This window comes from Mycolicibacterium monacense (assembly GCF_010731575.1).
GTDB lineage: Bacteria > Actinomycetota > Actinomycetes > Mycobacteriales > Mycobacteriaceae > Mycobacterium > Mycobacterium monacense.
On record NZ_AP022617.1, the window covers coordinates 2,809,786 to 2,825,461 of the forward strand.

Here is a 15,676-nt window from a genome sequence, read left to right on the forward strand (position 1 = left end):
AGTTAGCAAGCGCTCAACTGCCGGCAGTGCGGGCCAGCTTGATGGCCGCCGCCTCGATGGTGTCCTCGCTCAGCAGTACCGCGAGTGCGGCGTCACCGAGCGGAATGAAGCTGTCGCGGCCGGCCACCCGCTCGACCGGCCCGGTGTATCCGTGGGCGAGCAGTGCGGCGAGGATGCCTTCGCCCACCCGCCGGTCTCGCGGGTCTCGTCGACGATGAGCACCCGGCCGGTGGCTTGGGCTTCGCGGAGCATGTCCTCGACGGGCAGCGGCGCGAGCCAGCGCAGATCGACGATGCGAGCACCGATGTGCAGGCGTTCGAGCCGCCGCGCCACCCGCAGGCTCATCCACAGTCCATTGCCGAAGGTGAGGATCGTCAGATCGGCACCGTCGCCGTGGATGCGCGCCCGGCCGATCGGGGCGGGTGTCCCGGTCAGCGGCGCCAGCCACTGGCCGTCGCCGTCGGCGTACAGATCCTTGGTGTGGTACAGCGCGATCGGCTCGAGGTAGAGGCAGACCGCCCCCGCCGTCTTCGCCGCGGCCACGCATGCGTGCATCATCGCGGCGGCGTCGTCCGGGCGCGCCGGGGAGGCGATCACCACGCCGGGGATGTCGCGCATCGCCGCGATCGAGTTGTCGTTGTGGAAGTGCCCGCCGAAACCCTTCTGGTAGCCGTAGCCGGCGACCCGCACGACCATGGGGTTGCGGTACTGCCGGTCGGCGAAGAACTGCAGCGTGGCGGCCTCGCCGCGGATCTGGTCGGCGGCGTTGTGGAAATACGCCAGGTACTGGATCTCGGGGATCGGCAGCAGGCCGGACACCCCCGCGCCGAGGGCGAGGCCGAGGATGGCCTGTTCGTCGAGCAGGGTGTCGAACACCCGGGCCGGGCCGGCCTTCTGCTGCAGTCCGCGGGTGACGCCGTACACGCCGCCCTTGCGCGCCACATCCTCACCGAAGACCAGCGCCTCGGGGTGGTGGGCCAACGCATCGGCCAGTGCGCGGTTGACGGCTTGGGCCACCGTCACCGACGCCGCTGACGACCCACCCGGCGGCGGGGCGCTCGACGCGGCGACCGCCTCGGCGAGGGTCTCGCGCAGTGGCCGTTCGACGGCGGCCGCACTGTCCAACTGCGGGGCGTCCATGACCTCGGCGGCCATGTCGAGCACTTGGCGGCGGGTGGCCTCGTAGCGCTCGAGAACTTCCACCGGCGACAGGATGCCCTGCGCGACAAGTGCTTTCGCGGCACACAGCACGGGGTCGCGATCAAAGTCGGCGACGATCTCGTCGGGGCGGCGGTAACCCGGTTCGTAATCGGATCCGGCGTGACCCATCAGCCGCACCGTGCTCAGATGCAGAAAGGCGGGACGACGGTGTGTCCGCACGAATTCGGCTGCAGCCCTCGTGGTTTCGATGGTCGCCGCCAGGTCGGTTCCGTCGGCGGCGAAGTACTGCAGCCCCTCACGCTGCGAGTATGTGCGCGCAACCCAGCCCCGCGGCGTCCTGGTGGAGATGCCGATCCCGTTGTCCTCGCACACGAACAGCAGCGGCATCGGCATGCCCTGGTAGGCGGTGTGCATGGCGGTGTTGAGCGCACCGACCGCCGTCGAGTGGTTGACCGAGGCATCGCCGAAACTGCACACCGTGACCGCGTCCTCCGGCCAGCGGCAGGGCACGCCGAGTTTGCCGGCGCGGGCCGTCGAGAACGCCACCCCGACCGCCCGCGGAAGGTGCGAGGCGATCGTGCTGGTCTGCGGGATGATGTTCAGGTCGGCGCGGCCGAACACCTTGTGCCGACCACCGGAGATCGGCTCGTCGGTCGCCGCGACCAGCCCGAGCAGCACGTCCCGGATCCCGCGCGCCAGCCCGCCGTCGACCTGCTGGGCGCGCGCCAGGAAGAACCCGCCCGAGCGGTAGTGCAGCAGCGCCGGGTCGGTGGGTCGCAGCGCCGCGGCCACCGCGGCGTTGCCCTCGTGACCGGACGATCCGATCGTGTAGTAACCGCGGCCCTGCGCGCGCAACCACCGCGCGGCCAGGTCGAGGTGGCGGCTGGCCAGCGCAACGTCGAACAGCGCCAACAACTCTCGATCTCCCGGCCCGGAGGCCCGCGACGAGATCGCGGTCAGTTGCGAGATCGATGTCGTGAAGTGTTCGTCGACGCCCTCGCGGGAGGTGTCAGCCACCGAGGTCACACCAGGTCGATGGCTTCGGCGATGGACGGCAGTACCCGGCTGGGCCGGAACGGATACCGCTCGACGTCCTCGATGGTCGTCGACCCGGTCAGCACGAGGATGGTCTCCAGCCCCGCCTCGATACCCGCCACGACGTCGGTGTCCATCCGGTCGCCCACCATCACCGTGCCCTCCGAATGCGCCTCGATGCGGTTGAGGGCGCTGCGGAACATCATCGGATTCGGTTTCCCCACGAAGTAGGGTTCGCGCCCAGTGGCCTTGGTGATCATGGCGGCCACCGATCCGGTGGCGGGCAGTGGACCCTCCGCGGACGGACCGGTCACGTCCGGGTTGGTGGCGATGAACCGGGCACCGCCGAGGATCAGCCGGACGGCCTTGGTGATCGCCTCGAACGAGTAGGTGCGGGTCTCCCCGAGCACCACGAAGTCCGGGCCGACGTCGGTCAGCGTGTACCCGGCCTCGTGCAGCGCGGTGGTCAGGCCCGCCTCGCCGATGACGTAGGCCGATCCGCCCGGCAACTGGTCGCCGAGGAAGGTCGCGGTGGCCAGCGCCGAGGTCCAGATCGCCTCCTCCGGCACGATGAGCCCGGACCGCGCGAGCCGGGCGGCCAGGTCACGCGGGGTGAAGATCGAGTTGTTCGTCAGGACCAGGAACGGCCGCTCGCGTTCGACGAGCCGGGCGAGGAACTCGGCGGCACCGGGCAGGGCGTGCTCTTCGCGGACGAGCACGCCGTCCATGTCGGTGAGCCAGCATCGGGTGTTGGAGCGCACGCGTTCAGTCTGACATTGCCCGGCGGCACACCCGGTCATTCGGGCGCCACCGATAAGGTCTGCAACGTGAGCGTCCCGCCCGATCTGACCCTGGACAACTGGCAGACGGTCCCCCATCTGCACTGGGCGTTCCAGCACCTCGCCGAATTCCTGCCCACCGCGCGGATCTCCCGTGGCACCGGGCCGGTCGCGGAGCTACCCGGCCGGGCCGCCGCGGTGTCGGACATCGCGGTGCCGGGCGGCGCCACCACCGTCGGCGAAGTGCTGGATACGACCGCGACCGACGGGTGGATCGTCACCCGCAACGGCGAGATCCTCGAGGAGCGGTATCCGAGCGGCATGCTCGCCGACACCCCGCATCTGCTGATGTCGGTCAGCAAGACCCTCGTCGCCACCGTGGCGGGCGCGCTGGTCGGCCGGGGCGCGCTGAGCCCCGATGCGCAACTGACCCGCTACGTCCCGGCGCTTGCGCGGTCCGGCTACGCCGGCGCGACCGTACGCCACCTGCTCGACATGCGGTCGGGCATCGCGTTCTCCGAGGAGTACCTCGACCCGCTCGCCGAGGTGCGGTTGCTCGAGCAGGCGATCGGCTGGGCGCCGCGCACCGTGGCCGACCTCCCCGACACCATGTATGGCTTCCTGCTGACGCTGCGCCAGAGAGGCCCACACGGCGGCCCGTTCGACTACCGCTCGTGTGAGACCGACGTGCTGGGCTGGATCTGCGAGGCCGCCGCGGGCACCCGCATGCCGGCACTCATGTCGGAGCTGCTGTGGAGTCGCATCGGCGCGCAGACCGATGCGGTCATCGGCGTGGACCGCGAAGGCACCGGCATGTTCGACGGTGGCATCAACGCCTGCCTGCGCGATCTGGTCCGGGTCGGCTCCCTGTTCCTCAACGAGGGGGTGTCGCTGACCGGCCACCAGGTCGTACCGGCGGCCTGGATCGCCGACACGCTGGCCGGCGGTGCCGATTCGCGTGCGGCCTTCGCGGCGGGCCGCGACGCCGCCCGCTTCCCCGGCGGGATGTACCGCAACAAGTGCTGGCTGCCGTACCCCGGCGACGATGTGCTGCTGTGCCTCGGCATCCACGGGCAGATGATCTACGTGAACCGGCCCGCGGGGGTGGTCGCCGCCAAACTGTCGAGCTGGGCGCTGCCCGAAGAGGACGACAAGCTCATGGCCACGATCGCGGCGTTCGACGCCGTCGCCACCTCTTTCAGGTGAGCGCTATTCCGGCAGCCGCAGTTCGGGTTTCTCGACCTCTTCGATGTTGACGTCCTTGAACGTGATCACCCGGACCTGTTTGACGAAGCGGGCGGGCCGGTACATGTCCCACACCCACGCGTCGGCCAGCCGCAGCTCGAAATACACCTCGCCGTTGGCGTTGCGGGGCACCATCTCGACGCTGTTGGCCAGGTAGAACCGGCGCTCGGTCTCCACCACGTAGCTGAACTGCCCGACGATGTCCTTGTACTCCCGGTACAGCGAGAGCTCCATCTCGGTTTCGTACTTCTCGAGATCCTCGGCGCTCATCAGTGCTGCTGTCCTTCATGTCGGTATGGCACGGCCGGTGGCTGTTCACTCATGCGGCCCATCGCAATCCTCCCCCTATCCGAGTTCACAGCACTGCCCGGGTTCGGCGTCGGTCAGCCCCCCGCTGATCTGCGGGGTACCCGCGGTGACCAACCGGCGCACGTTGATGAACGAGTAACGGTGCTGGGCGCACGGGCCGAGTTCGGCCAGCGCGGCGGTGTGCGCCGGTGTGCTGTACCCCTTGTGCTCGGCGAAACCGTAGCCGGGATGCTCGCGCTCCATCGCCACCATCAACCGGTCGCGGCTCACCTTGGCCAGCACGCTGGCCGCCGCGATGCAGGCGGCCGCGGCGTCACCCCCGACGACCGGCAACGACGGCATCGGCAGCCCCGGAACCCGGAACCCGTCGGACAGCACGTAACCCGGCCGCACCGACAGACCGGCCACCGCCCGCCGCATGCCCTCGATGTTGGCGACGTGCACACCGCGGCGGTCCACCTCTCCGGAAGGGATGAACACCACGTGATAGGCCAGCGCATAGCGACGGATCACCGGGAACAGCCGCTCACGCTCTTTCTCACCGAGCTTCTTCGAATCGTCGAGCGCGGCGAGGCTCTCCAACCGGTTCGGGCCGAGGACGCACGCCGCGACCACCAGCGGGCCCGCGCAGGCCCCGCGGCCCACCTCGTCCACCCCGGCCACCGGTCCGAGCCCGTTGCGGTACAGCGCGGACTCGAGGGTTCGCAGGCCGGAGGCCTTGCGGATCACCGTGCGGGGCGGCCATGACGCCGGCAAGCTCAGGACCCCGGTTCGTGGCTCATCGCGGATCTCCTACGGTTCCTACTGGTTCGGGTCGGCGGCGGTCTGCGGGTTCACCGATCCCACCCCGCCCCATCTCCCCGGCGGCCAGGCGATGAACCGCGCCTTTCCGATCACATTCTCCACCGGAATGGTGCCCGCTTCAGGGTCACCGGTGCACAGCAGACCGCGCTGGGCGTCGCCGGGCAGGTTCGTGCAGTGCGCCCGCGAGTCGGCGGAGTGCGTGCGGTTGTCGCCCATCACCCACAGCTTGTCCTCGGGGACGGTGACGGGCCCGAACTCGTTGCCCAGACAGGGGTAGACGGCGGGGTCGGCCATCATCGTCTTGGGATCCAGATACGGCTCCTCGAGCCGTTTGCCGTCGACGGTCAGGCCGGTGGCCGCGCGGCACTCGACGGTCTGACCGCCCACCGCGATCACCCGTTTGACCAAGTCGTTCTCGTCGGGCGGGACGAATCCCACGACGGAGAGCGTGTTCTGCAGGAGGCGGATGGCGGGGTTGTCCGACCGGATCGACTTGTAGCCGATGTTCCAGTTCGGTGGGCCCTTGAACACGATGACGTCGCCGGGTTCGGGTTCGGAGAACCGGTAGGTCACCTTGTCGACCATGATCCGGTCGCCGACGCAGCCCGGGCATCCGTGCAGCGTGGGTTCCATCGACTCCGACGGAATCAGATACGGCCGCGCGACGAACGTGAGCATCACGTAGTACAAGACGATCGCGATGGTGACCAGAATGGCCAACTCGCGCAGCGCGGAGTGTTTTCGGCCGGGGGTCTCGTCCTGATCGTCGGCGTGCGGTTCGGCGTCCTGTTCGAGGCCGGGGTCAACACTGCCGACGGCGTCCTCGGACGACGACTCGGGGCGATCGGTCACGGCTTCAGACTAGCCAGCGCACGGACCGTCGCCCGTCAGCGCCGTGGCGGGTCAGCGCTTCTCCTTGATCTTCGCCTTCTTACCGCGGAGCTCACGCAGGTAGTACAGCTTGGCGCGGCGGACGTCACCGCGGGTGACGACGTCGATGTGGTCGATGTTGGGCGAATGCACGGGGAACGTGCGCTCCACGCCGACGCCGTAGCTCTCCTTGCGGACCGTGAAGGTCTCGCGGATGCCACCGCCCTGGCGGCGGATGACGACACCCTTGAAGACCTGGATGCGCTCCTTCGAGCCCTCGATCACCTTCACGTGAACGTTGACGGTGTCGCCCGGGCCGAAAGCCGGGATGTCGTCGCGCAGCGACGACTGATCGACGAAGTCCAGCGTGTTCATCGGTGACACTTCCTTGTTGCTTGCGGCATGGGCGGGCTGTGCGGGACAGCGCGCGCCGGGCCGGTGGGTACGGACGCTTTCGGGGCGTATCTCGCAGCGGACCGCGGGGACGCACCCCACGTCCTGCGCGGACAACTGCTCAATTGTGCCAGACGGGCACCGGTCCAGTGAAATCGCCGCCTCGCGGCGCTCTTCCCCCGGTGGGCGCTGATCAGCGTCGCCACCGGGTACACGTTAGGCTGGGGTTACTTGTTTCCCGCACCCGGTGCGCGGATCAGTTCCCGCCACAGGCGCCCCCCAGCTATCGAAAAGGAGAGCCATGCGACGGCCGTCGGTGCTGTTGACGGCCACCGCCGCGAGCGTTGTCGCGGCAGTCGTCGTCTCGGGGTGTGAGGCGCGCGTGTACGGCACGCCGCCCGCGCCCGACGGCCCGCACCTCACCGTCGTCGCACCTCAGGGGGCCTTGGCGCCGCTTCCGGAGGCTCCGCCAGATCAGCCCCCCGCGGCGTTCACCGGGCTCGACGACCGGGCGCGGATGGCCACCGAGGAGGCCGCCGAGGCGGGTGCCGACATCACCTTGGTGGTCGAGGACCGCAACACCGGCCAGATCGTGTCCAACGGCAACAACCGTGGGATCGCGATCGCCTCGGTGGTGAAACTGTTCATCGCCGACGACCTGTTGCTCAGCGGTGAACCGTTGTCCCCGGAGGACGTCAAGAACTTCCAGTCGATGCTGCGGTCGTCCGACGACAGTGCGGCCGAGGTCTTCTGGAACCGCGGCGGGGGCAGTGACATCGTCACCCGCGTCGCGCAGCGCTACGGACTGAGCGGCACGCGTCCGCCCGGCGACGGCCGGTGGTGGAACACCATCAGCACGGCGGCGGACCTGGTCCGCTACTACGACATGCTGCTGTCCGGCGCCGGCGGTCTGCCCCGCGACAAGGCCGGCATGATCATCGCCAACCTCGCCGCATCGACGCCCGACGGCATCGACGGCACCCAACCCGGCGGGGTGTACCCGCAGCGCTTCGGCATCCCCGAGGGCCTGTACGCGGTGCCGGTGGCGGTCAAACAGGGCTGGATGTGCTGCGTCGGCTCGGACTGGATGCACCTGTCGACCGGCGTCATCGGTGCGGACCGCCGCTACATCGTGGTGATCGGCTCCGACCAGCCGGCCGGGGCCGCCGAAGCCCGCGCCACCATCACCCAGGCGGTCAAGACGTTGTTCCCGGGCGGCCGGATCTAGTTGTCGCCCAACAGGTCCGGGCGCCTGTCCCGGGTCCGGGTGAGCGCCTGCTCGTGCCGCCAGGCCGCGACCTTCGCGTGATCACCGGACAGCAGCACGGCGGGTACGTCCAGCCCGCGCCAACTCGGCGGCCGCGTGTAACTCGGCCCCTCGAGCAGGCCCGCGGAGTGCGAGTCGTCGGCGTGTGAGGCGGGGTTGCCGAGCACCTCCGGCAGCAACCGCACGACCGCCTCGACCATCACCAGCGTCGCGGATTCGCCGCCGTTGAGCACGTAATCGCCGATCGAGACCTCCGCCACACGCATCCGCCGGGCGGCGTCGTCGACGACCCGCTGATCGATGCCCTCGTAGCGCCCGCAGGCGAACACCAGATGCCGTTCGGTGCTCCACCGCGCAGCGGTGGCCTGATCGAAGAGCCGCCCCGCCGGGGTCGGCACCACCAGCAGCGTGTCGTCGGTGCAGACGTCGTCGAGTGCGGCACCCCACACCGGCGCCTTCATCACCATCCCCGGCCCGCCGCCGTAGGGCGCATCGTCGACCGAACGGTGCACATCGTGGGTCCACGCGCGCAGGTCGTGGACCCCGAGTTGGATGCGGCCGGACTCGATCGCCTTGCCGGGCAACGATTCTCGAAGCGGATCGAGGTAGCGCGGGAAGATCGTGATGACGTCAATTCGCACAGGCGCGCATCCCGTCACTCCAGGTCCAGCAGACCCTCGGGCGGATCGATCTCCACCAGGCCGTCGGCCAGTGACACCCGCGGCACGATCGCGGTGACGAACGGCACGAGAATCTCGGCGCCCTCGGGCGTCTTCACCGACAGCAGTTCGCCGGCCGCGGTGTGCAGCACCTCGGCCACCGTGCCGACGTCCACCCCGTCGACGGTCCGCACGAGCAGCCCTTCGAGTTGGTGGTCGTAATACTCGTCGGGCTCCTCGATGGGCGGCAGATCCGCGCTGTCGACGAGGAACACCGTCCCGCGCAGGGCGTCGGCGGCGGTCCGGTCGGCCACCCCGTCGAGGCGCAGCAGCAACCGACCGCCGTGCGGGCGAACGGATTCGACGACGAACGCACGTTCGGCGCCACCCCTGGGGGCCCGGCCGCGCAACCGCGCGCCCGGCACGAACCGGGCGTCGGGGTCGTCGGTGCGGACCTCGACGACCAGTTCACCGGTGACGCCGTGCGCCTTGGCGACCCGCCCGATTACGAGGTCCATGAACGGTGTTCGTCCGCTACTGGTCGGTGTCCACCACGTCGACGCGGATACCCCGACCGCCGATACCGGCGACCAGGGTGCGCAGCGCCGTCGCAGTGCGACCGCCGCGACCGATGACCTTGCCGAGATCCTCGGGATGCACATGCACCTCGACTGTCCGCCCGCGCCGGTTGGTCACCATGTCCACCCGCACATCGTCGGGATTGTCCACGATTCCGCGGACGAGGTGTTCGACTGCGTCGACGACGACTGAGCTCACGGTGACGCTCAGCCTTCAGTGGCGCCGGCGACCGTGGCGTCTTCGCCCTCAGCGGCGGGCTCGGACTTGTCCGCGTTGCCCGCGGGATCAGCGGTCGCCTCGATGTCGGAAGCCGCCTTCTTGGCGGGGGCCTTCTTCTTCTTGGGCTGGGTGGCCTCATTGCTGGGCCCGCCCTCGGCCTCGGCCAGCGCTGCGTTGAACAGGTCGAGCTTGCTGGGCTTGGGCTCCTTGACCTTCAGCGTGCCCTCCGCGCCGGGCAGACCCTTGAACTTCTGCCAGTCGCCGGTGATCTTGAGCAGCTGGAGGACGGGTTCGGTGGGCTGGGCGCCGACACCGAGCCAGTACTGGGCCCGCTCCGAGTTGAGCTCGATCAGGCTCGGCTCTTCCTTCGGGTGGTAACGGCCGATGACCTCGATCGAGCGACCATCGCGGCGGGTGCGCGCGTCGGCGACGACGATGCGGTACTGGGGGTTGCGGATCTTGCCCAAACGGGTCAGCTTGATCTTGACAGCCATGGGTGTTGCGATTCTCCTCAGGGGTTGCCACGCTGCAATTCGGCGAGCGGGCGGATTGCCCGATCCGGTTTTGCCTCGCGTGTGTGACCACCGCGCGGCCGGAGTCGCGGGCGGACAGCGGTCCATTGTGCCAGACCAGCGGGTCCGCTCGGAAATCGCTCGGCCCGGCACACTGGTGCCATGTCTATACGTCAGCGACTCCTCACCACCGTGGCCGGACAGCTCGGCCACCCGCACGGGCGCCTCGGCGGCGTCGTCGCCGGAGCCCTGAACCGAGGTAACGGCCAGGCGATCGCGACGGCGGTGGCCGCCGCGCAGGTGCCTGCCGGCGGGGTCGCCGCCGATGTCGGCTTCGGGGGCGGCGCGGGCCTGCGCCTGCTCGTCGACGCCGTCGGCACCGGCGGCACGGTGCACGGTGTCGAGGTCTCCGACGACATGCTGGACCGGGCGCGGCGACAGTTCCGCAGCGACATCGACAGCGGCCGGCTCCGACTGGCACAGGGTTCGCTGACCGCGATGCCGTTCGGCGACGCCACCCTCGACGCGGTGATCACCGTCAACACCGTGTACTTCGTCGACGATCTGGACGCGGTGTGCACCGAACTCGCGCGGACACTGCGCCCCGGCGGCCGGGCCGCCATCGGCGTGGGCGATCCGGAGGCGATGCGCCGGCTGCCCGTGACGCCGTACGGCTTCCGGCTGCGTCCGGTCGCCGACATCGTCGCCGCGCTGGAACGGGCCGGGTTGACGGTCACCGTGGAGAGCCGCGCCGACGGCCGCCTCCCCCGCCACACGATCACCGCCCAGCGCGGGGCGTGAGCGATTTCGAGTGTGCCCTCACGGCGCCGAGTGTGAGCTGAGGGCGGCATTCAGCGCCGAATCTCGCCGTGACGTCACACTCGACGCGGTGGGCGTGGCTCACACCAGCTTGTCGAAGCACTTCTCCTCGACGCGCCGCGTCATCCGCCAGCCCTCGGCGGTGCGGACGAACTCGTCGACGTACCAGATGCCGACGAAGTAGACCTGCTCACCCATCACCATCGGGTTGAAGCAGATCGCACGCGACGTCGCGGTGTCACCGGACACCCGGACGTCGAAATTGCCCACCAGGTGGGAGTAGGCCGGGAAGTTGGGCAACACCTCGGCCAGCCACTTCTTCACCTCGGGGTAGGAACCGTCCACCCCGCCGGTGGCCCGGTAGTCGATATAGGCGTCCGGGGTGAACACCCGGTCGAGGTCGTCGAACCGGCGCTGGTCGATGGCCGAGGAGTAGTCGACCATCAGCTGCTGGATCTCCAGCCGGTCCGAGATTTCCGCCAGGCTCAACATGGCTCGATTGAACACGATTAGGCTCACCCGCCATGGGGAGGCTCGTCAGTCTGTTCGCAATCGTCCTGGCCGCACTCGGCGTCGTCGCCGCGCCCGTCGCCGCCGCCGACATCGACATCCAGCCGGTGGGGTCGGTACCGATCCCCGCCGGTCCGGCGGAGGCGTGGATCGTGGCGGACATGGACACCGGTCAGGTGCTGGCCGGCCGCAACGACACCACGCGTTACGCCCCCGCGAGCACGATCAAGACACTGCTGGCGCAGGTGGTGCTCGACGAGGTGCCGCTGGACACGACGATCGCCGCCGAGGAGGCCGACACCAGGGTGGAGTGCAACTGCGCCGGGGTGGCGCCCGGCCACGTCTACACGGCCCGCCAACTGCTCGAGGCGCTGCTGCTGGTGTCGGGCAATGACGCCGCCAACACCCTGGCTCGCATGCTCGGCGGCATGGACTCCGCCGTGGCGAAGATGAACGCCAAGGCCGCCCAACTGGGCGCCCACGGCACCAACGTGGTGACTCCGTCCGGCCTGGACGGACCCGGGATGCCGTTCTGGTCCACCGCCCACGATCTGGCGGTGATCTTCCGGGCGGCGATGGCCAACCCGGTGTTCGTGCAGATCACCGCGATGCCGTCGACGGTCTTCCCGACCAAGGCCGGGGAGGCCGTCCTGGTCAACCAGAACGAGCTGCTGCACCGCTACCCCGGCGCCATCGGCGGCAAGACGGGGTTCACCGACATCGCCCGCAAGACCTTCGTCGGCGCGGCGCAGCGCGACGGCCGACGGTTGGTGGTCGTGCTGATGCACGGGCTGGTCAAAGAGGGCGGCCCCACCTACTGGGATCAGGCGGCCGGCCTGCTCGACTGGGGCTTCGGGCTCGACCGCGGCGCGAGCGTCGGAACCCTGTAGCGCCTGACACAAACAGAGTGTCATTGAGCTGCAACGGTTTCGAGACCGATCCGAGGCGTAAGCGCCGTTAGGCTCTGGCGCCGTGGCCTGTTCGCGTTCGCGTCGGTGGTCGCGGACGTTCATCGCGGGATGCGCGCTCGCGATGACCATGTCGTCGGTCGGCGTGGTGACGCGAACGCCTGCCGCGCTCGCCCAACCGCAACCGGCGGGCGCCGTCGCGCTGCCCGAGGGACCGGCGCAGGCGTGGCTGCTCGCCGACCTCGATTCGGGCCGAGTCCTGGCCAGCCGCAACCCCTATGAACCCCACGCCCCCGCGAGCACGATCAAGGTGCTGCTCGCCATGGTGGTGCTCGACCACCTCTCCCCCGACAACTTCGCCAGAGCCAACAGATCCCACACCGAGGTCGAGTGTTCCTGCGTCGGGCTCACCCCGGGCCAGCCCTACACCACCCGCCAGCTGCTCTCGGCGCTGCTCATGGTGTCGGGCAACGACGCCGCCAACATGCTCGCCGACATGCTGGGCGGCCAGCGCGCCGCGGTCGCGGCGATGAACCGCAAGGCCGCCCTCGTCGGCGCCAAGTCGACCAGGGCATCGTCACCGTCGGGCCTCGACGGGCCCGGCTGGGAGTCGATCACCACCCCGCACGATCTGGCCGTGATGTTGCGGGCAGCGCTGAACTATCCGCTGATCGCGCAGATCATGCGGTCACCGACGGCGCCGTTCCCCGGCAAGACCCTCACGAACCAGAACGAACTCCTGAGCCGCTACCCGGGCGACATCGCCGGTAAGACCGGCTTCACGAACCTGGCCCGCAAGACCTATGTCGGTGCGGCGCAACGCGGCAACCGCCGCCTCGCGGTCGTGCAGATGTACGGCACCGGCGACCTCTACGGTCAGGCCATCGGGTTGTTCGACTACGGCTTCAGCCAGCCCTAGAAGACCCGGCCCCGCAGGATGACCAGCCCCGGCTCGTTGACCACCGCGGAGCCGAGGCGCGGATCCTCGTCGTAACACACCAGATCGGCGGGGGCGCCGTCGACCAGCCCCGGCCGGCCCAGCCAGGTGCGCGCATCCCAGCACGCCGCGCCCAACGCATCCGTCGCGCTCATCCCGATGCCCCGCAGCGCGTCGATCTCGTCGCCGATGCGCCCGTGGGCGATCGTGCTGCCGGCGTCGGTGCCGGCGTAGATCGGCACACCGGCCTCCCGCGCGGCCGCCACGCGCGCATAGCTGCGCTGGTAGAGGTCGCGCATGTGGGCGGCGTAGGTCGGGTACTTGGCCGCCTGGTCGGCGATCCCGGGAAAGTTCTCGAGGTTGATCAGCGTCGGCACCAGCGCGGTCCCACGCTCGACCATCAACTCGATCGTGTCGTCGGTCAGGCCGGTGCCGTGCTCGATGCAATCGATCCCGGCGTTGATCAGACCGGGCAGCGCGTCCTCGCCGAAGACGTGCGCGGTCACCCGGGCGCCGTTGGCATGGGCGGCCGCGATGGCCTGTTCGAGAATCTCGTCGTCCCACAGCGGCGCCAGGTCGCCGATCGACCGGTCGATCCAGTCGCCGACCAGCTTCACCCAGCCGTCACCGCGGCGGGCCTGCTCGGCGACGATGCCGGGGAGCTGCGATTCGTCCTCGACGTCGACCGCGTAGCCGGCGAGGTAACGCTTGGGCTTGGCCACGTGCCGGCCGGCGCGGATGATCCGCGGCAGGTCGTCGCGGTCGTCGAGGCTGCGGGTGTCGGTGGGCGACCCGCAGTCACGCAGCAGCAACGCGCCGACGGCCCGTTCGGTCTCGGCCTGCGCGGCCGCCTCGTCGATGCCGACCGCACCCCCGGGCACCGGTCCGAGCCCGACATGGCAGTGCGCGTCGACCAGGCCGGGCACGATCCAACCACCGTCCCAGACCGTCTCGGCGCCGCGCACCGGTTCGGACCGCAGCACCCCGCGGGACCTACCGTCTTCGGCCGAGCCCTCATCGACCACCCACCACTCGACCGGCTGCCCGTCGGGCAGACCGCGGCCGCGCACGTGCAGTGCGGGCATCAGTTCTTGGGGAACTTCAGCTTGCTCAGGTCGAAATCGGCCAGCCCGGGTGGGAGCTCGTCGAGCCCCTTCGGCATGTTGGACAGGTCGGGGAACCCGGCGGGCATGCCCGGCATACCCGCACCGAGCGGGTTGCGGTTCTTCGGCGGCGTCGGGCCCCGTCCGGCCTTCTTCCCCTTCTTGCCCTTGCCCTTGGCGTTCTTGCGGGTGTTCTTGCCACGCCCGAACGGCATGCCCATCTGGCCCGCCATCTGCGACATCATCTTGCGGGCCTCGAAGAACCGGTCGACGAGCTGGTTGACCTCCGACACGCTCACGCCCGAACCGTTGGCGATCCGCAACCGCCGGGAGGCGTTGATGATCTTCGGATCGGCGCGTTCGGCCGGTGTCATACCGCGGATGATCGCCTGCACCCGGTCGAGTTGGCTGTCGTCGACGGCGGCGAGGGCGTCCTTCATCTGGCCCGCGCCGGGGAGCATGCCCAGCAGGTTGCCGATGGGGCCCATCTTGCGGATGGCCAGCATCTGCTCGAGGAAGTCCTCGAGGGTGAGCTCGCCGCTGCCGATCTTGGCCGCGGTCGCCTCGGCCTGCTCGGCGTCGAAGTGCTGCTCGGCCGCCTCGATGAGCGACAGCACGTCGCCCATGCCGAGGATGCGGCTGGCCATCCGGTCGGGGTGGAAGACGTCGAAGTCCTCGAGCTTCTCACCGCTGGACGCGAACAGGATCGGCACGCCGGTGACCTCGCGGACCGACAGCGCGGCACCGCCACGGGCGTCACCGTCGAGTTTGGTCAGCACGACGCCGGTGAACCCGACACCCTCGCGGAACGCCTCGGCGGTGGTGACCGCGTCCTGGCCGATCATCGCGTCGAGGACGAACAGCACCTCGTCGGGGTCGACGGCGTCGCGGATCGCGGCCGCCTGATTCATCAGCTCCTCGTCGATGCCCAGGCGGCCCGCCGTGTCGACGACGACGACGTCGAAGTGTTTGGCCTTCGCTTCGGCGAGGCCCGCCGCGGCGACCGCGACCGGGTCGGCGGTGCCCTTCACCTCCGGTGCGCCGGGCGCGGTGCCGGGGTGCGGTGCGAACACCGACACACCCGCGCGCTCGCCGACGATCTGAAGCTGGTTCACCGCACCGGGACGCTGCAGGTCGCAGGCCACCAGCAGCGGGGTGTGGCCCTGACCGCGCAGCCACTTCGCGAGCTTTCCGGCCAGCGTCGTCTTACCGGAACCCTGCAGGCCGGCGAGCATGATGACCGTCGGCGGGGTCTTGGCGAACACCAGCGGGCGGGTCTCCCCGCCGAGGATGCCGATGAGCTCCTCGTTGACGATCTTGACGACCTGCTGGGCGGGGTTCAGCGCGGCCGAGACCTCGGCGCCCTTGGCGCGTTCCTTGATGCGCGCGACGAACGCACGCACCACGGGCAGGGAGACGTCGGCCTCCAGCAGCGCCAGCCGGATCTCCCGGGCAGTCGCGTCGATGTCGGCGTCGGTCAACCGGCCTTTGTTGCGCAGCCCCTGCAGGGCACCGGTCAACCGGTCGGACAAGGATTCGAACACGGTGTCCACCTTAACGGTCGAGC

General features: G+C 69.7%; 17 protein-coding genes and 1 pseudogene. 5 read left to right on the forward strand and 13 right to left on the reverse strand.

The genetic code is table 11. The annotated features are described in order from the left end of the window. Nucleotides 1-13: 13 nt before the first annotated feature. Both G6N49_RS13475 and G6N49_RS13480 read right to left on the reverse strand, forming a co-directional pair. Nucleotides 14-2,178: pseudogene (locus tag G6N49_RS13475) on the reverse strand (thiamine pyrophosphate-dependent enzyme). 5 nt (nucleotides 2,179-2,183) lie between these two features. After that, complete coding sequence (locus tag G6N49_RS13480) at nucleotides 2,184-2,957, reverse strand: HAD-IIA family hydrolase (protein ID WP_011855335.1); 774 nt, start codon at nucleotides 2,955-2,957, stop codon at nucleotides 2,184-2,186. A 66-nt stretch (nucleotides 2,958-3,023) separates the two neighbouring features. Here G6N49_RS13480 and G6N49_RS13485 point away from each other — a divergent pair, with 66 nt between their 5' ends. Beyond that, the gene (locus G6N49_RS13485) at nucleotides 3,024-4,181 is read left to right on the forward strand and encodes a serine hydrolase domain-containing protein (RefSeq protein WP_011855334.1); all 1,158 of its coding nucleotides are present in this window, start codon (nucleotides 3,024-3,026) and stop codon (nucleotides 4,179-4,181) included. A gap of 3 nt (nucleotides 4,182-4,184) precedes the next feature. On the opposite strand, the gene G6N49_RS13490 is transcribed toward G6N49_RS13485, so the two are convergent. From G6N49_RS13490 to rplS, 4 genes are all read right to left on the reverse strand, one after another. Further along, on the reverse strand, nucleotides 4,185-4,490 hold the full coding sequence (locus tag G6N49_RS13490; protein WP_011559372.1) for a DUF2469 domain-containing protein: 306 nt from the start codon (nucleotides 4,488-4,490) through the stop codon (nucleotides 4,185-4,187). Nucleotides 4,491-4,565: 75 nt separating this feature from the next. Next, complete coding sequence (locus G6N49_RS13495; protein ID WP_011855333.1) at nucleotides 4,566-5,285, reverse strand: ribonuclease HII; 720 nt, start codon at nucleotides 5,283-5,285, stop codon at nucleotides 4,566-4,568. A gap of 45 nt (nucleotides 5,286-5,330) precedes the next feature. Continuing rightward, entirely contained in the window at nucleotides 5,331-6,185 is an 855-nt protein-coding gene (gene lepB / locus G6N49_RS13500) for a signal peptidase I (RefSeq protein WP_011559370.1), read from the reverse strand. Between the two features lie 51 nt (nucleotides 6,186-6,236). Further along, entirely contained in the window at nucleotides 6,237-6,578 is a 342-nt protein-coding gene (rplS, locus tag G6N49_RS13505; RefSeq protein ID WP_011559369.1) for a 50S ribosomal protein L19, read from the reverse strand. Between the two features lie 319 nt (nucleotides 6,579-6,897). On the opposite strand from rplS, the gene G6N49_RS13510 reads away from it, so the two are divergent. Then, complete coding sequence (locus tag G6N49_RS13510; protein ID WP_083044613.1) at nucleotides 6,898-7,824, forward strand: serine hydrolase; 927 nt, start codon at nucleotides 6,898-6,900, stop codon at nucleotides 7,822-7,824. Here the strand turns inward: G6N49_RS13510 and trmD are convergent. From trmD to rpsP, 4 genes are read right to left on the reverse strand one after another with little or no spacing between them, the layout of a single operon-like run. Continuing rightward, complete coding sequence (gene trmD, locus G6N49_RS13515; protein WP_011855332.1) at nucleotides 7,821-8,504, reverse strand: tRNA (guanosine(37)-N1)-methyltransferase TrmD; 684 nt, start codon at nucleotides 8,502-8,504, stop codon at nucleotides 7,821-7,823. The two genes, G6N49_RS13510 and trmD, sit on opposite strands and share 4 nt — an antisense overlap. A gap of 14 nt (nucleotides 8,505-8,518) precedes the next feature. Further along, nucleotides 8,519-9,040: a ribosome maturation factor RimM gene (gene rimM, locus G6N49_RS13520; protein WP_011559366.1), complete on the reverse strand. Its 522-nt coding sequence runs from the start codon at nucleotides 9,038-9,040 to the stop codon at nucleotides 8,519-8,521. A gap of 16 nt (nucleotides 9,041-9,056) precedes the next feature. Continuing rightward, a complete protein-coding gene (locus G6N49_RS13525; protein ID WP_005148848.1) occupies nucleotides 9,057-9,299 on the reverse strand; it encodes an RNA-binding protein in 243 nt (80 codons plus the stop codon). An 8-nt stretch (nucleotides 9,300-9,307) separates the two neighbouring features. Further along, nucleotides 9,308-9,814: a 30S ribosomal protein S16 gene (gene rpsP, locus G6N49_RS13530; protein WP_011768184.1), complete on the reverse strand. Its 507-nt coding sequence runs from the start codon at nucleotides 9,812-9,814 to the stop codon at nucleotides 9,308-9,310. A gap of 180 nt (nucleotides 9,815-9,994) precedes the next feature. Between rpsP and G6N49_RS13535 the strand changes: the two genes are divergently transcribed. Further along, complete coding sequence (locus tag G6N49_RS13535) at nucleotides 9,995-10,633, forward strand: class I SAM-dependent methyltransferase (protein WP_011559364.1); 639 nt, start codon at nucleotides 9,995-9,997, stop codon at nucleotides 10,631-10,633. Between the two features lie 99 nt (nucleotides 10,634-10,732). Here G6N49_RS13535 and G6N49_RS13540 read toward each other — a convergent pair whose 3' ends face one another. Further along, nucleotides 10,733-11,143, reverse strand: coding sequence for a nuclear transport factor 2 family protein (locus tag G6N49_RS13540; protein WP_011855331.1), 411 nt, complete (start codon nucleotides 11,141-11,143; stop codon nucleotides 10,733-10,735). 32 nt (nucleotides 11,144-11,175) lie between these two features. Between G6N49_RS13540 and G6N49_RS13545 the strand changes: the two genes are divergently transcribed. Beyond that, nucleotides 11,176-12,051 (forward strand): D-alanyl-D-alanine carboxypeptidase family protein, encoded by an 876-nt coding sequence (locus G6N49_RS13545; RefSeq protein ID WP_011855330.1) that lies wholly within the window; start codon nucleotides 11,176-11,178, stop codon nucleotides 12,049-12,051. A 142-nt stretch (nucleotides 12,052-12,193) separates the two neighbouring features. Then, the gene (locus G6N49_RS13550; protein WP_011855329.1) at nucleotides 12,194-12,988 is read left to right on the forward strand and encodes a D-alanyl-D-alanine carboxypeptidase family protein; all 795 of its coding nucleotides are present in this window, start codon (nucleotides 12,194-12,196) and stop codon (nucleotides 12,986-12,988) included. On the opposite strand, the gene G6N49_RS13555 is transcribed toward G6N49_RS13550, so the two are convergent. After that, nucleotides 12,985-14,091, reverse strand: coding sequence for an amidohydrolase family protein (locus G6N49_RS13555; RefSeq protein WP_011855328.1), 1,107 nt, complete (start codon nucleotides 14,089-14,091; stop codon nucleotides 12,985-12,987). The genes G6N49_RS13550 and G6N49_RS13555 overlap by 4 nt on opposite strands. After that, the gene (gene ffh / locus G6N49_RS13560) at nucleotides 14,091-15,653 is read right to left on the reverse strand and encodes a signal recognition particle protein (RefSeq protein ID WP_011559359.1); all 1,563 of its coding nucleotides are present in this window, start codon (nucleotides 15,651-15,653) and stop codon (nucleotides 14,091-14,093) included. The genes G6N49_RS13555 and ffh overlap by 1 nt, the downstream gene beginning before the upstream one ends. Nucleotides 15,654-15,676: the final 23 nt, after the last annotated feature.

What these genes read in the sequence shown, in the direction of transcription:
- G6N49_RS13540 (WP_011855331.1), bottom strand. Translation starts at nt 11,143, where the DNA reads ATGTTGAGCCTGGCGGAAATCTCGGACCGGCTGGAGATCCAGCAGCTG.
- G6N49_RS13510 (WP_083044613.1), top strand. Translation starts at nt 6,898, where the DNA reads ATGCGACGGCCGTCGGTGCTGTTGACGGCCACCGCCGCGAGCGTTGTC.
- G6N49_RS13490 (WP_011559372.1), bottom strand. Translation starts at nt 4,490, where the DNA reads ATGAGCGCCGAGGATCTCGAGAAGTACGAAACCGAGATGGAGCTCTCG.
- rplS (WP_011559369.1), bottom strand. Translation starts at nt 6,578, where the DNA reads ATGAACACGCTGGACTTCGTCGATCAGTCGTCGCTGCGCGACGACATC.
- G6N49_RS13550 (WP_011855329.1), top strand. Translation starts at nt 12,194, where the DNA reads ATGACCATGTCGTCGGTCGGCGTGGTGACGCGAACGCCTGCCGCGCTC.
- rimM (WP_011559366.1), bottom strand. Translation starts at nt 9,040, where the DNA reads ATGGACCTCGTAATCGGGCGGGTCGCCAAGGCGCACGGCGTCACCGGT.
- G6N49_RS13555 (WP_011855328.1), bottom strand. Translation starts at nt 14,091, where the DNA reads ATGCCCGCACTGCACGTGCGCGGCCGCGGTCTGCCCGACGGGCAGCCG.
- G6N49_RS13545 (WP_011855330.1), top strand. Translation starts at nt 11,176, where the DNA reads ATGGGGAGGCTCGTCAGTCTGTTCGCAATCGTCCTGGCCGCACTCGGC.
- rpsP (WP_011768184.1), bottom strand. Translation starts at nt 9,814, where the DNA reads ATGGCTGTCAAGATCAAGCTGACCCGTTTGGGCAAGATCCGCAACCCC.
- G6N49_RS13535 (WP_011559364.1), top strand. Translation starts at nt 9,995, where the DNA reads ATGTCTATACGTCAGCGACTCCTCACCACCGTGGCCGGACAGCTCGGC.